Genomic DNA, 14,413 nt, shown 5'->3' with positions numbered 1-14,413 from the left:
GATCCCGCGCAGGGAGGCGGGCTTGTTGACCTGGAAGCCGTTCTCTCCAGGCCCCGGATCGGCCCCGCCGCGCGGCGCGAGCAGGGCCGTGCGACCTCACCGAGGCCGTGCCGCTGGGCCAGGGCGATGCACTCCTCGCCCGCCGTGATCGCCTCGGTGAAGCGGCCGATGCCCATCTGGGTGTCGGCGAGGTTGCCGTGGGAGCGGACGACGGTGCTGAGCGTGCCGGGGACGATCTCGGCGGCGCTGACCTCGCGGATGAGGTCCAGCCCCTCCTCCACCCCGCCGGAGTCGATGGTGAGCCAGCCCAGCGTGATCTGCGCGGCCAGCTCCGTGTCACGGGCTCCGGTCATCCTGGCCAGCTCCACCGACTGCCGGGCGGCCGTCAGGGCGCCGTGTCCGGGCTCGTTCAGGGCGCCCCAGTGGGCGGCCTTGGCCAGCACCTCGGCGTGGACGACGGACGGCGGGAGGCCGCGTACCAGCTCCTGGGCCCGGGCGATCTCCTCCCAGCCGTCGGAGCGGGACAGCTCCCGCATCAGCTGGTAGCGCTCGGTCCAGAACCAGGCCGCCCGAATGGGGTCTCTCGAGCTTGTCCGAGAGCTCGGGGAAGGGTCGCCGTCCAGGAGGCGCAGCGCCCGTTTGCCGATGGCCAGGGCGCGTTCGCGTTCGCCGGTGTGGCGGGCGGCGACGGCGACGGCGGCGAGCAGGTCGGCGAAGTCGCCGGCGTGCTCGGCGGATATCACCCGGCACAGCCCGTCCTCGACACCGCGCCGCAGGGCGGCCGTACGGATGTCGTCGGGGGTGCCGTCCCAGAGCTCCAGCGCCCGCTCCAGCAGGGCCAGCTGCTCGGCGTACGCGTGCCGGCCGCGGGAGGCGGCGGCGGCGCGGATGGTGGCGGGGAGCGCCTCGGCGGGGTCGTGGGCGTGGTACCAGTAGCCGGCCAGGCGCGGGGCGCACTCCTCGGCCCGTACCAGCGTGGGATCCGCCTGCAGCGCCTCGGCGTAGCGGCGGTTGAGGCCGGAGCGCTCGCCGGGCAGCAGGTCGCCGTCGACGGCCTCGCGCAGCAGGGCGTGCCGGAAGGCGAAGCACTCGTCGTCGCACGGCTCCAGCACGTTGGCGCCGACGGCGGTGCGCAGGATGTCGATCAGCTCGTCCTCGCCGAGCCCGGTGACGGTGGCCAGCAGCCGGTACTCGATGGCGCAGCCGCCCGCGGCGGCGATCCGCACGACGCGCTGCACCGGCTCGGGCAGGGCCTCGATGCGTACGAGCAGCAGATCGCGCAGCGAGTCGCTGAGGCCGCCGGGCAGGCCCTCGCCGAGGGAGCAGGCGAGCTCCTCGACGAAGAAGGCGTTGCCCTCGGAGCGGTCGAAGATCCGGTCGACGAGCTGCTCCCCGGGCTGTTCACCGGTGATGGCGGCGAGCTGGCTGCGGACCTCGGAGCGGTCGAAGCGGGGCAGTTCGATCCGGCGGACGATGCGCAGCCGTTCGTACTCGGCGAGGGCGGGGCGCAGCGGATGGCGGCGGTGGAGGTCGTCGGAGCGGTACGTGGCGACGATCAGGAGGCGGCTGTCGCCGGCGGCGCGCAGCAGATAGCTGAGCAGTTCGCGGGTGGAGCGGTCGGCCCAGTGCAGGTCCTCCAGGGCGAGGACGATCGTCCGGGACTCGGTGAGCCGCTCCAGCAGGCGGACGGTCAGCTCGAAGAGCCGGGCGCGGCCGTCGGCGTCGGGGTGGTCGTGGGCGATCTCGCCGAGCTCGGGCAGCAGCCGGGCGAGCACGCCCTCCTGGCCCCGGACGGCGTCGTCCAGCTCGTCGCCGAGGCGGCGGCGCAGGGCGCGCAGCGCGGCGGAGACGGGGTGGTACGGCAGGGGTCCGCCGACCTCGACACAGGCGCCGAGCGCCACGACGGCCCCCTCGGCGGCGGCGCTGTCGAGGAACTCCTCCAGCAGCCGGGTCTTGCCCACGCCGGCCTCGCCGCCGACGAGGACGGCCTGCGGCTCGCCCCGGCCGGCCCGGGTCAGGGCCTCGCCGAGGACGCGCAGTTCGTCGGCGCGGCCGACGAAGACGGAGCTGACGGGTGAGTTGTACACACCGTCGAGGATGCCATGCGGGTCCGACAGCCGGACCCGGGCCGGGTCGGCGGCGGCTCGCGGGCGGGGGGCGGGCGCGGAGCCGGCGCGGGGGGCGGGCGCGATGTCCGCGGGGTCGCCCGCGGCGGCGCCCCGCCCGCCCGCCGCCGTCCCGCGCTCCGGGAGGCGGAAGACCTCGGCGTACGGGCCGGGCGTCACGCCGCGCGGACGTACACGTCGCGGCTGCCGCGGGCGATCTCGGCGCGGGCGGCGGCCCGCTCCGCACGCTCGGCCTCGCGGACGAGGCGGCGCTGCTCGGCCCGGTGCAGCCGGTCGCTGTGGCGGGCCTGCGCGAGGTGCTGGTGCAGCATGGTGAACTCCTTGGCCGGTCTGCTGTTTCTTCGTGCTTCCAGCGTCCTCGCCAAGGGGGGTAGCCCACATCGGGCGGCTGCCGCATCCTGCCGGGTACGGGGGGCCTTAGTCGCAGCCGAGGGGGTGCCTTAGACGGGCGCGCACCACCCCAGGAGCGGGCCGCCGCGCGACATCCGCCCACAACCCCAGTCTCACACCGCCGCCCGTACCCCACCATCGGGACCGGCCGCGGGTTGCGGCCCGTCGGGCAGCCCTCGCGCGGGTTCCGTGATCGGCGCAGGCTGGGAGTAGAGAAGCGTGCGGGGCCCGCGAACGCCCTGTCGGGCCGCGGCCGGGCCGTTGCGGCCACTGTGCGCGCCCCGGGCCCGGGGGAAGTGAAGGGAGCCTCCCTCATGACCACACCGACCGCCTATCGTCCCGTGCGGCTGGAAGCGGCGCTGGACGCGCCGCTGTCACGCTGGCTGTGGCTGGTGAAGTGGATCCTGGTGATCCCGCACGTCCTGGTGCTGATCTTCCTGTGGATCGCCTTCTTCCTGGTGAGCGTGGTCGCGTTCGTCGCGATCCTCGTCAACGGGCGCTATCCGCGCGCCCTGTTCGACTTCAACGTCGGCGTTCTGCGGTGGAGCTGGCGGGTCTCGTACTACGCCTACGGGGCGCTCGGCACCGACCGCTACCCGCCGTTCAGCCTCGGCGAGGAGCCGGACTACCCGGCCCGGCTCGACGTCGCCTACCCCGGGCAGCTGTCCCGCGGGCTCGTGCTGGTGAAGTGGTGGCTCCTGGCCATCCCGCACTACCTGGTGATCGGCGTCTTCGGCGGCGGCTGGCGCGAGGGCTTCGTCCAGACCGGTCTCATCGGCCTGCTCGTGCTGATCTCCGCCGTCGCGCTGGCGTTCACCGCGAGCTATCCGAGGGACCTGTTCGACCTGGTCATCGGCCTCAACCGGTGGGTGTTCCGGGTCGCCGCCTACGCGGCGCTCATGACCGACGAGTACCCGCCCTTCCGGCTCGACATGGGCGGCCGCGAACCGGACGACTCGGCCTGAGGACCGCGGGAACGGCCGCTCACGCCGCCCACATGTCCCAGGAGAGCTTCGCGACCAGCGCCGCCACCACGCACAGCAGCGTGCCGCGGACGAAGCCCGCGCCCCGGCACAGCGCGGTCCGCGCCCCCAGGACACCGCCCGTGACGTTCGCCGCGGCCATCGCGGCACCGGCCTCCCACAGCACATGGCCGTAGGTCGCGAACAGCGCGAGCGCGCCCAGGTCGGTGCCGACGGACACCACCTTGGCCATCGCGGAGCCGCGCAGGAAATCGCTGCCCAGGCCCGCCACGAACAGCACGACGAGCAGCACCCCGGTGCCGGAGCCGAGGATGCCGCTGTAGAAGCCGATCCCCGCTCCGGCGGCGCAGCCCACGACCGTGCTCGACCGCGGCGCGGCGCCCGTCCGCACGTCGCCGCGCGCCGCCGGGCTCAGCGTCACCCAGCCGGCCACGCCCAGCAGCGCCACCAGCACCGCGGGCAGGAACAGCCGCTCCGGCACGTACGACGCGGTCATCGCGCCGAGCGCCGACCCCGGCACGCCGACCAGCGCCGCGGGCAGCACCACCCCGCGGTCCAGGCCGACGCGGCGGGTGTACGTCAGCGCCGCCGAGCTGGTGCCGGTGATCGCCACGAGCTTGTTGGTGCCGAGCACCGTGGCGACCGGCGCTCCCGGGACGAGCAGCATCAGCCCCGGGATCTGGATGAGCCCTCCCCCGCCGACGACCGCGTCCAGCCAGCCCGCCGCGAGCGCCACCGCGAGCAGGGCGCACACATCCACCGCGTCCACGCATTCCCCCGTAGCGAGGGCGCGTGCTCCCCCCGTGGAGCACCCGCCGTCGCACCTTCAAGGCTGGGCGGCGGGGGCGGGGTTGGCGAGTGTTTCGATCAGGGCGCAAAGTGGGGCGGGCGTCAGGGGCCGCTGGGTACGGTGTCCGTGAGGGGGCATCCCCCATCCCGGGGTGTCACGTGCACGCGCGTCGGTGCTGCGCGAGGCGGGACTCGTGGCTTTGCAGCGGCGGGGGAACCAGATGTTCCACGTCAGGACGCCGCTGGGGGACGCGCTCCTGGAGGGGGTGCTGTGGCCGCAGACGGACGCGCTCCCCCAGCCGGCGCCACCATCGCGCTACCCCTCCTCGAACAACCGCAGCCGGTGGGCGAGTGCCGCCGCCTCGCCGCGGGCCGAGACGCCCAGCTTCGCCATCAGGTTCGACACGTGCACGCTCGCCGTCTTCGGCGAGATGAACAGCTCCTCCGCGATCTGCCGGTTGCTCCGCCCCTGCGCCACCAGCCGCAGCACGTCCCCCTCGCGGGCCGTGAGCCCCAGCTCCTGTGCGGGGTCGGCCGGTTCGGCCGACGCGGTGCCGGGGCTCAGCGGCAGCCGGGCCCGGGCGGCGACCGCCTCGGTCTCCGTACGCAGCGGGTGCGCGCCCAGCCGGACGGCCAGCTCGTGCACCCCGGGCAGCAGTTCGCCCGCCCGCTCGCGGCCGCCGCCCGGCCCGAGCAGCGCCTCGGCCAGCCGCAGCGACAGCCAGGCCCGCTCGTACGGGCGCTCCAGCGGGGCGAAGGCCGCCAGGGCCGCCTCCCAGTCCGCGGGCCCGTCGGCGCCACGGGCGCGGGCCAGCTCCGCCGCGAAGGCCGCCGCCCACGCGCGGGCCGGTGCGGTCGGCGTGGGCAGGCCGTCCACGGCAGCCGCCAGCTCGTCGAGGAACGCGGTGCGGCCCTCCTCGGCCCCCGGGTCGCCGACCGCGTCCGCCTCGCCCGCCACGACGGCCGACAGCAGCGTCCACAGTCCGGCCTCGTGTCCCAGCTCGGGCCGCTGGGCGACGGCTTCCCGCACCACCGCGCGGGCCTCGGCGTAGCGCCGCCGCCGCATCGCCAGCCATGCCTGGACCTGGGCGAAGGGGAAGACGAACTGCGTCTCGCGGTGGCCGGGGCTGACGTGCGACTGCGCGCGCTCGAGGAGGCCGGCCACGCGGTCGACGTCGCCGCGGTACAGGGCGAGGTACGCCTCGCTGAGGTAGCCCGTCGCCCGGCTGCGGGCGGTGCTCTGGTGCAGTGCGGACTGGGAGAGCGCCCGCTCGGCCTCCTCCCAGTCGCCGACGGAGAGCAGCGAGTCGACCATGTTCTGGCCGATGTAGGCGAGGGCGTCGCGACCACCCGTACGGGCGGCTGTGGCAAGCCCCGCGCGGGCCGCCTCGATGGACTCGCGGTAGCGGCCGGCGAGTCCGAGGACGGACGTCAGATTGGTGTGCGCCCGGGAGATCACCGCCGGAGCGCCCTCGCGGTCGGCCTCCGCGGCCAGTTCGTACAGCAGCCGGACGGAACCGTCGTGGTCCCCCTGGTCGAACCGTACGACGGCGAGCGTGATCCGCGCGTGCTGCTCCACCTCGCGGGCGCCCACCTGCCGGGCCAGTTCCACGGCCTCCTCGCCGAGGCGGACGGCCTCCTCGTCGGGTGAGAGCAGCATCCGCCACACCGACGCCGTGGCGAGTACGTCCGCCTTGACGCTGGACGGCGGGCGGTCCGCGACCAGCTCGCGGGCGCGGGCGAGTTCGTGGCGTACGTCGCCGCGTCCGGCGTTCACGTGGTGCCAGGACAGCTCCAGCCAGAACCACGCCGCCAGCTCCGGGTCGCGCTTGTCGTCCACGATCCGCAGCGCCCGGCGGGCCACGCTGCCGGCGCGCTCCACGTCGTCGTCCATGCGGGCGGCGACGGCGGCCTCGGCGAGCAGGTCGAGGTAGCGCCGGCCGGGCTCGCGGGCCCCGGGAAGCGCGGGGTACGCCTCGGTGTAGCCCTTGCCCGGAAGGTCGGCCAGGTCGGGCAGGTCGGCGGCGGGCACGCGGTCGAAGAGGTCGAGCACGCGCTCCAGCATCACCAGCTGCTCCGCGAAGGCGTGCCGCCGGCCGGCCTCGCGCGACGCCTGCAGCGCGGCGGGCAGGGCCTTGGCGGCGTCGCCCGCCCGGTGCCAGTAGCCGGCCAGGCGGGCGGGCAGCTCCTCGGGTCGTACGAGGGAGGGGTCGGCCTCCAGCGCCTCGCCGTAACGGCGGTTGATCCGGGGCCGCTCCCCCGGCAGCAGATCGTCCCCGACGGCCTCGCGCAGCAGGGCGTGCCGGAAGCGGTAGCCGTCGGCGGTGTCCTCCGCGGGACGCAGCAGACCGGCGTCGACGGCCGGGCGCAGAGCGTGCAGCAGTTGCTCCTCGCTCAGCCCCGACACGGCGAGCAGCAGCCCGAACTCGACGGTCGATCCGGCCTCCGCGGCCAGCCGCAGCACGCGCTGCGACTCCTCGGGGAGGGCTTCGACGCGTACGAGGAGCAGATCGCGCAGGGAGTCGCTGAGGTCGGCGGAGCGGTCGCCGTCGTCGTGCAGGAGGGGGAGGAGTTCCTCCACGAAGAAGGGGTTGCCGTCCGAGCGGTGGAAGATCTGGTCGACGAGCTGCGGGGACGGCGGACGGCCGGTGATGGCCGTCAGCTGGCCGGCGACCTCGTCGCGGGTGAGGCGGACGAGGTCCAGCCGCCGCACGGTGCGCCGGCGGTCGAGCTCCGCGAGGAAGGGGCGCAGCGGGTGGCGGCGGTGGATGTCGTCGGAGCGGTACGTCGCCACGAGGACCAGGCGGGAGCGCTGGACGGTGCGGTAGAGGTAGCCGAGGAGTTCGCGGGTGGAGCGGTCCGACCAGTGGAGGTCCTCGATGGCGAGGACGATCGTCCGGGACTCGGCGAGCCGCTCCAGCAGCTGGGCGGTGAGTTCCAGGAGCCGGGCCTTGCCCTCGCCGTCGTAGCGGCCCCGGCCCTCGTGGGCGGGGGCCGCGGCGGCCAGTTCCGGCAGCAGCCGGGCGAGTTCGGCCTCGCGGCCGGCGGCGGCGCGCTCGACGTCGTCGGGGAGTTCCCGGTACAGGGCGCGCAGCGCCGTGGCGAAGGGGGCGAAGGGGAGCCCTTCGGCGCCCAGCTCGAGGCAGCCGCCGCCGGCCGTCGTGGCGCCACCGCGGCGGGCCTCGTCGAGGAACTCGTCGAGCAGCCGCGTCTTGCCGATGCCGGCCTCCCCGCTGACGACCACCGACTGCGGGCTCCCCTCACCGGCCCGTGCCAGCGCCTCGCGCAGGCTGCGCAACTCCGTTTCGCGGCCTATGAGGACGGGGCTGACGCCTGTGGTGTGCACGGGGTGAGCATGACACAAGGGCACGGCCCGGCGGGAGCGGGTTGTACCGCACGAGTGCCTACGGACCTGCGGTGGAGGCGGTGTCCGCGCCCGTCGGCACCGGCCGGCCGTGGATGTCCGGCGCGGGGTCCGGGGCATCGAACACGCGCAGCCGGTGGGCGAGCGCCGCCGCCTCGCCGCGGCTCGACACGGCCAGCTTCGCCATCAGGTTCGAGACATGCACGCTCGCCGTCTTCGGCGAGATGAACAGCGCCTCCGCTATGTGACGGTTCGTACGGCCCGCCGCGACGAGGCGGAAGACGTCCCGCTCACGGGGCGTGAGGCGGAACCGTGCCAACGGGTCGGCGGGCGGCGGGGTGTCACCCTCCGTCAAGGGCACGCCCGCGCGCGCCGCCAGGTGCTCCGTCTCCGCGCGGAGCCCGGCCGCCCGCAGCCGGACCGCCGTGGCGTGGGCCTGCCGCAGCAGGTCACCGGCGCGGGCCCGGGTCTCGCCGGGCGGTACGGACGTACGGCGGGCGGCCAGCAGGGCGTCCGCCTCGCGCAGGCGGGCGATCGCCAGCTGGTACGGACGGTCCAGCGGCTCGAACGCCGCGGCCACCTTCCGCCACCGCCCGGGGTCACGCTCCCCCTCGGCCCGGTCCGCCTCCGCCTCGACCAGCAGCGCGTACGCCGCCCACACCGGCGCGTGCCGCGGCAGCCGGGCCGCGGCCTCCCGTACCCGGGCCAGGAACTCCCCGCGGTCCGCTGGTGGCCCCGACTCGGCCGACTCGTTCGCCGCCGCCAGGTGCAGCAGCGGCCACGCGAGGACGTGGATGCCCGGCGTACGGCCGACGGCCATCGCCCGCAGCGCCTCCTCCCGCGCGGCGGCGAAGTCACCCCGCGCGGTGTTCAGTTCGGTCAGCAGCGCGCCGAGGCTCAGCGCGGCGAACCGCTTGCCGGCCAGCGGCCCCAGCTCGGCCACCGCCCGGTCCGCCTGTACGCGCGCCGAGTCCAGGGCGCCGCGCCGCAGCGCGAGCTGGGCCATGGAATGGGCGATGCTCGCTCTCGACGTCACGGCGGCCGTACGGATCCTCCCGGCGTACTCGGCGACCTCGGCGGCCTCGTCCCAGCGTCCGAGCGGGATCAGGGCCTCGATCTGGTTGGCCAGGCAGAAGACCTGGTAGTCCCGGCGGCCCTGGGCCTCGGCCGCACGCGCCGCGGCGGTCGCGATCCGGGCGGCCTCCGCCGAGCGGCCCAGCGCCTCCAGTTCCGCCGAGAGGTTGATCTCGGCGCGGACCGCCGCGCTGTGGAACCCCGCGGCGTGGGCGCGGTCCCGTGCCTCGGTCAGCTCCGCGAGGCCGGTCTCCGTGTCGCCCAGGTCGCACCGCAGGACGGCGCGTGTCACCCGGGCGCCGATCTCCACGCTCTCCGGGCCGGTACGGCCGGCCAGTCGTACGGCCTGCTCCGCCACGCGCAGGGCGTCGGGCCCCGGGTCGTGCGCGGTCAGCCAGCACGCCAGGTGCGTGAGCACCTCGGCCTGGACGGTCGACGCGTCCAGGCCCGTCAGCAGCCGTTCGGCCGCCACCAGCTCGGCGCGCCCGTCACCCCGGCCCAGGTCCTCCGCGAGCCGCGCGCGCTGGAGCCAGAACCACGCCGCTCGCGTCCGTACGCCGCCGGGGTCGCCGGTCGTGGAAGCCCCGCCGGGGTCGCCGGCGGAATCCAGGGCCCCGGGGTGGTCCTCGTCCAGCTGGCGCAGGGCCCGCTTGGCGACGGACAGCGCGCGGTCGAACTCCCCCGCGTAGCGCGCCGCCACGACGGCCTCCGCCAGCAGGTCCAGCCCGCTGAGGGCGGCCCCCGCCGCGGGCACGCCGGGGGCGGCCGCCGCCGACTCCGGCGGGTAGTTCTCCGCGCCGTCGAACGGCCGCAGCCCCGCCCGTACCTCCGCCGGCACCTCGTCCCACAGCTCCAGCGCCCGGTGCAGCAGCGCGTACTGCTCCGCGAACGCGTGCCGGCCCCTCGCCTCGGCCGAGGCGGCGAGGACGACGGGCAGCGCCCTGAGCGGTTCGCGGCCGTAGTACCAGTGCCAGGCGAGCCGGGTCAGGTACTGCTCGCGGTCCACCAGCTCCGGCCGGGCGGCCAGCGTCTCGGCGTAACGGCGGTGCAGCCGGGCGCACTCGCCGGGCAGATGGTCGTCGCAGACGGCCTCGCGGAGCAGGGAGTGGCGGAAGCGGTAGGAGTCGCCGTCGCCGGCGGTCAGCACCCGGCCGGTGACGGCCTCGCGCAGGGCCGCGAGCAGTTCCTCCTCGGGCAGTCCGCAGACGGCGGCCAGCAGCCCGTACTCGATGCGCGACTCGCCCTCCGCCGCGATCCGCACCACCCGCTGGGCCTGCTCCGGCAGCCGCTCGACGCGGACGAGCAGCAGATCGCGCAGCGAGTCGCTGAGCATCGTGCCCCGGTCGCCGCAGGCCAGCTCCTCGACGAAGAACGGGTTGCCCTCGGAGCGTTCGAACACGCGGCGCGCGAGGTCCGGGTCGGCTTCGCCGCGGATGCCGGCCAGCTGCTCCGCGACCTCCTCCTCGGTGAGCGGGGGCAGGTCGATACGCCGGACCGAGCGCAGCCGGTCGGTCTCGGCGAGGAACGGGCGCAGCGGGTGGCGCCGGTGGACGTCGTCGGAGCGGTAGGTGGCGATGACGACCAGACGCGTGTCCTGCAGGGTGCGGAAGAGGTAGCCGAGCAGCTCGCGCGTGGAGCCGTCCGACCAGTGCAGGTCCTCCAGGGCCAGCACGATCGTACGGTCGGCGGCCAGCCGCTCCAGCAGCCGGGCGGTCAGCTCGTACAGCCGGGTCCGGCTCTCGGAGTCCGTACGCGCCGCGGCGGGCGCCAGATCGGGGAGCAGCCGCGCCAGCTCGGCCTCGCGACCGGCGGCCGCTGCCGCCAGGGCGTCGCTGCCCAGCTCACGCTGCAGCACCCGCAGCGCCGTCACCAGCGGGGCGAAAGGCAGTCCGTCCGCGCCCAGTTCCAGACAGGGGCCGACGGCCGTGACCGCGCCCTGCTCGCGGGCGGAGCGCAGGAACTCCTCCAGCAGCCGGCTCTTGCCGACACCGGCCTCGCCGCCCACCACGAACGCCTGCGGCTCGCCCGCGGCGGCGCGGGCGAGCGCGGTGGTCAGCGTGTTCAACTCTTCGGTGCGCCCGGCGAAGACCGGGCTGAGGACGGCGGCCCGCACATCACCGGGGATGGCATGGGCCGCCGACAGCTCAGGTTTCCGTAGGGCTTCCGGGGCGGGTGCCGGCGCGGCACTCGTCGCGGCGGCCTGGATCGGGCCCATCTCAGGCGGCCTTGACCCACTGGGTGCGGGCGTCGGCGCCGGAGTGCCGGCGGGCGGCCTTGCGGGCCGCCTTGGCCTCGCGGGCCAGCCGGTAGTCGGCCGCCTCGCGGCGGAGCTGGGCGGAGCGGGTGTGGTATTCGTGCTCGTGACCGAACATCTTCTGCTGTCTCCTTGGAAGGTGCCGGGAGGCTTTCCGTTTCGCCTCTCGGCTTCGATACGTAAAGCTTCGTCTCCAAGGAGGGGTCGCCACATCGGGCGACTTCCTCATCTCCGCGGCCGGTACGCCTTAGATCCGGCTGAGGCGGTGGGATAAGGCGTCTAAGGCGGGGGGTGCGGGGGCCTCAGACGGTCTGAGACCCCCGGCTCACGACCGTGTGGGCCCGTGGGCCCGGTCTCACGCCTCCGCGAGGTCCTCGAACAGTCGCAGCCGGTGGGCGAGCGCGGCCGCCTCGCCGCGGCCCGAGACGCCCAGCTTCGCCATCAGGTTCGACACGTGCACGCTCGCCGTCTTCGGCGAGATGAACAGCTCCTCGGCTATCTGCCGGTTGCTGCGCCCCGCCGCGACCAGCCGCAGTACGTCCCGCTCCCGGGCCGTGAGGCCGAGCGTGTCCGCGGCCGGTGCGGGGGCCGACCGGTCCTTCAGCGGCAGCCGGGCGCGCGAGGCGAGGCGTTCGACGTCCTCGCGCAGCGGGGCGGCGCCGAGGCTGTCGGCCCCGTCCCAGGCGGCGGTGAGGAGCCGGCCCGCCTCCGCCCGGTCGCCGCCCGTCTCCAGCAGGGCCTCGGCCCGGCGGTAGGCGAGCCGCGCGTCGGCGTAGGGGTTGGCGAGCGGCGCGAAGAGCTCCGCGGCGGCGGTGAGCGCGGCCAGGTCGTACGTGCCGCGGGCGCGGGCCAGTTCGGCGCGCAGCACATGGTGCAGCGGCAGCGCCGGATCCTCCGTCAGATGCCGGGCCTCCGCCTCCAGCCGGACGGTCAGCGCCCGCAGGGCGGCCGGGTCGAGGCCGGGCAGCCCGGCGGCGTCGGCGGCCAGCCCCGCGCCGTAGGCCAGCAGCTGCCAGACGTACCCGTCCTGGCCGGGCATCGGCAGTCGGTCCAGGATCTCGTTGAGGACGCCGAGCGCGTCCGCGTACCGCCCGTGGTGCGCCGCGCAGCGCATCTCGACGATGGCGACGGGCACCGCCCACTGCGCGATGCGGTCGTTGCGCCACCGGTGGGCATGCGCGGCGGCGAGCAGCGGGGGCACGTCGGTGAACTCGCCGCGGGCGAGGGCGATCTCGGCCAGCCGCAACACGATGGACGTCTGCGAACCGGAGCTGCTGGCCGCCGGGCGCCAGGCCGTCAGCAGGTTCTGCGCCTCGTCCCAGTCGCCGAGCGCGATCATCGACTCGGCGACGTTCGCGGCGGAGAACGCGGCGCCGTCGCTCAGGCCGCGCCGCCGCATCTCCTCCATGCCGGCGAGGCCCTCCTGCACGGCCTCGCGCGGGCGGCCCACCCGGTGCAGCGCGTCGGGCAGGTTGTTCAGGGCCCGCATAATGGTGCGCGGCACGCCGATCCGCAGCGCCAGCTCACGTACCTGGCGCAGCTCGGCGATCCAGGCGTCCGTGTCGCCGCTGCGCGAGCGCACGGTCGCCAGCGTGATGCGGGCGTGCAGCTCGACCTCCTCGGCGCCGGTCTCGCGCGCCATCTCCACGGCCCGGGAGGCGAGTTCGAAGGTGCCCTCGTCCGAGGCGCGCACCATCTGCCAGGCGGCGGTGTGCGCCAGCACGTCGGCGTGCAGGGGCGACGGGGGCAGTTCGCTTACCAGTTCCAGCGCCTTCGCCAGCTCCGGCCAGCCGTCGCCGCGGCCGAGGCCCGTGAGGAGCCGGGACCACTGCATCCAGAACCAGGCCGCCCGTTGGCGGTCGCCGCCGGGCATCCCGTCAACGATCTTCAGCGCCTTCTTCACGAACGCCAGGCCCAGTTCCTGCTGCCCGTCGAGCCGGGAGGCGACGGACGCCTCCGCCAGCAGGTCCAGGAAGTGCAGTTCGAGGGTGGTCTGGTCGGCCCGGCAGCCGCAGGGCGGATACGACTCGAGGCTGCCCAGCGGCGGCAGGCCGGCGCGTATCTCCTCGGGCACCTCGTCCCACAGCTCCATCGCCCGCTCCAGCAGCTGCACCTGCTCGGCGTACGCGTGGCGCTCGCGCATGTCGGTGATCGCCTCGAGGACGACGGGCAGCGCCTTGGCGGCGTCGCGGGCGTAGTACCAGTAGCTGGCCAGCCGCGCCGCACGCTCCTCCGGGCGGACCAGGGAGGGGTCCGCCTCCAGCACCTCCGCGTACCGCCGGGAGAGCCGGGTGCGCTCGCCGGGCAGCAGGTCGTCGAGGACGGCCTCGCGCAGCAGGGCGTGCCGGAAGCGGTACGCCTCGCCGCCCCGGGCACCACTCCCACCCCGGGCGCTGCCCTCGTCCTGCGGTACGAGGACGTTGGCGCCGACCGCCGCCCGCAGGCCCTCGATCAGCTCGTCCTCGGTGAGGCCGGAGACGCGCTGCAGCAGTTCGTGCTCGACGCGGGTGGTGCGGGCGGCGATCCGTACGACCCGCTGGGCGGGTTCGGGCAGCGCCTCGACCCGTACGAGCAGCAGATCGCGCAGGGAGTCGCTGAGTTCGCCCGGTCCGTCGCAGGACAGGCTGAGCTCCTCGACGAAGAACGGGTTGCCCTCGGAGCGGGCGTAGATCTCGGCGACGGTGGCCCGGTCCGGGTCGGCCGTCCCCCGGATGCCGGCGACCTGCCGGCGCACCTCGTCGGGGGTGAGCCGGGACAGCTCCAGCCGGCGCACGCTGCGCAGCCGGTCCAGCTCGGCGAGGAACGGGCGCAGCGGGTGGCGGCGGTCGACGTCGTCGGAGCGGTAGGTGGCGATGACGACCAGGCGGGAGCGCTGCACGGAGCGCACCAGATAGCCGAGCAGCTCACGCGTGGAGCGGTCGGCCCAGTGCAGGTCCTCCAGGGCCAGTACGACGGTGCGCTTCGCGGCGAGCTGCTCCAGCAGCCGGGCGGTCAGCTCGAAGAGCCGGGCCCGGCTGTCCATGTCGTGCGAGGCGGGGACGGCCGGGCCCAGGTCGGGCAGCAGCCGGGCCAGCTCCGCCTCGCGGCCGGCGACCGCCTCCGTGAGCTCGTCGCCCACGGCCAGGTGCAGGGCGCGCAGCGCCGTGGCGAACGGGGCGAAGGGGAGGCCGTCGGCGCCCAGCTCCAGACAGCCGCCCACGGCCAGGCACGCGCCCTCGGCGCAGGCCGCGGCGGCGAACTCCTCCAGCAGACGGGTCTTGCCGACGCCGGCCTCGCCGCCCACGACGATGAACTGGGGCTCCCCCGCGTGGGCTCGGGCCAGGGCGGCGGTCAGCTCTTCGAGCTCGTCGTCGCGGCCGACGAAGACGGGGCTGATCGAACGGGTCTCCACGCCGATGAGCATGGCATACGGCGCTGACAGCGCGGGAGGGGA

Annotated in this window: 8 protein-coding genes; 1 reads left to right on the top strand and 7 read right to left on the bottom strand. The window is 75.4% G+C overall.

Annotated features, from left to right (window positions below):
* Together AB0M28_RS30810 and AB0M28_RS30805 are read right to left on the bottom strand one after the other, a co-directional pair.
* A partial coding sequence (locus AB0M28_RS30810) for an AAA family ATPase (protein ID WP_365412323.1) occupies positions 1-2,087 on the bottom strand: 2,087 nt, incomplete at its 3' end.
* A gap of 194 nt (positions 2,088-2,281) precedes the next feature.
* On the bottom strand, positions 2,282-2,437 hold the full coding sequence (locus AB0M28_RS30805; RefSeq protein ID WP_365412320.1) for a hypothetical protein: 156 nt from the start codon (positions 2,435-2,437) through the stop codon (positions 2,282-2,284).
* Between the two features lie 393 nt (positions 2,438-2,830).
* Here AB0M28_RS30805 and AB0M28_RS30800 point away from each other — a divergent pair, with 393 nt between their 5' ends.
* The gene (locus AB0M28_RS30800; RefSeq protein WP_365412317.1) at positions 2,831-3,481 is read left to right on the top strand and encodes a DUF4389 domain-containing protein; all 651 of its coding nucleotides are present in this window, start codon (positions 2,831-2,833) and stop codon (positions 3,479-3,481) included.
* A gap of 19 nt (positions 3,482-3,500) precedes the next feature.
* Here AB0M28_RS30800 and AB0M28_RS30795 read toward each other — a convergent pair whose 3' ends face one another.
* The 5 genes from AB0M28_RS30795 to AB0M28_RS30775 all read right to left on the bottom strand — a co-directional run bounded on the left by AB0M28_RS30795 (position 3,501) and on the right by AB0M28_RS30775 (position 14,383).
* Positions 3,501-4,268: a TSUP family transporter gene (locus AB0M28_RS30795; protein ID WP_365412314.1), complete on the bottom strand. Its 768-nt coding sequence runs from the start codon at positions 4,266-4,268 to the stop codon at positions 3,501-3,503.
* 336 nt (positions 4,269-4,604) lie between these two features.
* Entirely contained in the window at positions 4,605-7,634 is a 3,030-nt protein-coding gene (locus tag AB0M28_RS30790) for an AAA family ATPase (protein WP_365412312.1), read from the bottom strand.
* Between the two features lie 58 nt (positions 7,635-7,692).
* Positions 7,693-10,839, bottom strand: a complete 3,147-nt coding sequence (locus AB0M28_RS30785; RefSeq protein ID WP_365412309.1) for an AAA family ATPase — start codon at positions 10,837-10,839, stop codon at positions 7,693-7,695.
* Positions 10,840-10,942: 103 nt separating this feature from the next.
* Entirely contained in the window at positions 10,943-11,098 is a 156-nt protein-coding gene (locus tag AB0M28_RS30780) for a hypothetical protein (RefSeq protein WP_365412306.1), read from the bottom strand.
* 237 nt (positions 11,099-11,335) lie between these two features.
* Positions 11,336-14,383, bottom strand: a complete 3,048-nt coding sequence (locus AB0M28_RS30775; protein ID WP_365412303.1) for an AAA family ATPase — start codon at positions 14,381-14,383, stop codon at positions 11,336-11,338.
* Positions 14,384-14,413 lie beyond the last annotated feature (30 nt).

The sequence above is a fragment of the Streptomyces sp. NPDC051940 genome (assembly GCF_040680895.1).
Classification (GTDB): domain Bacteria; phylum Actinomycetota; class Actinomycetes; order Streptomycetales; family Streptomycetaceae; genus Streptomyces.
This window is presented reverse-complemented; position numbering and strand designations above follow the sequence as displayed.

What these genes read in the sequence shown, in the direction of transcription:
- AB0M28_RS30805 (WP_365412320.1), bottom strand. Translation starts at nt 2,437, where the DNA reads ATGCTGCACCAGCACCTCGCGCAGGCCCGCCACAGCGACCGGCTGCAC.
- AB0M28_RS30800 (WP_365412317.1), top strand. Translation starts at nt 2,831, where the DNA reads ATGACCACACCGACCGCCTATCGTCCCGTGCGGCTGGAAGCGGCGCTG.
- AB0M28_RS30780 (WP_365412306.1), bottom strand. Translation starts at nt 11,098, where the DNA reads ATGTTCGGTCACGAGCACGAATACCACACCCGCTCCGCCCAGCTCCGC.
- AB0M28_RS30775 (WP_365412303.1), bottom strand. Translation starts at nt 14,383, where the DNA reads ATGCTCATCGGCGTGGAGACCCGTTCGATCAGCCCCGTCTTCGTCGGC.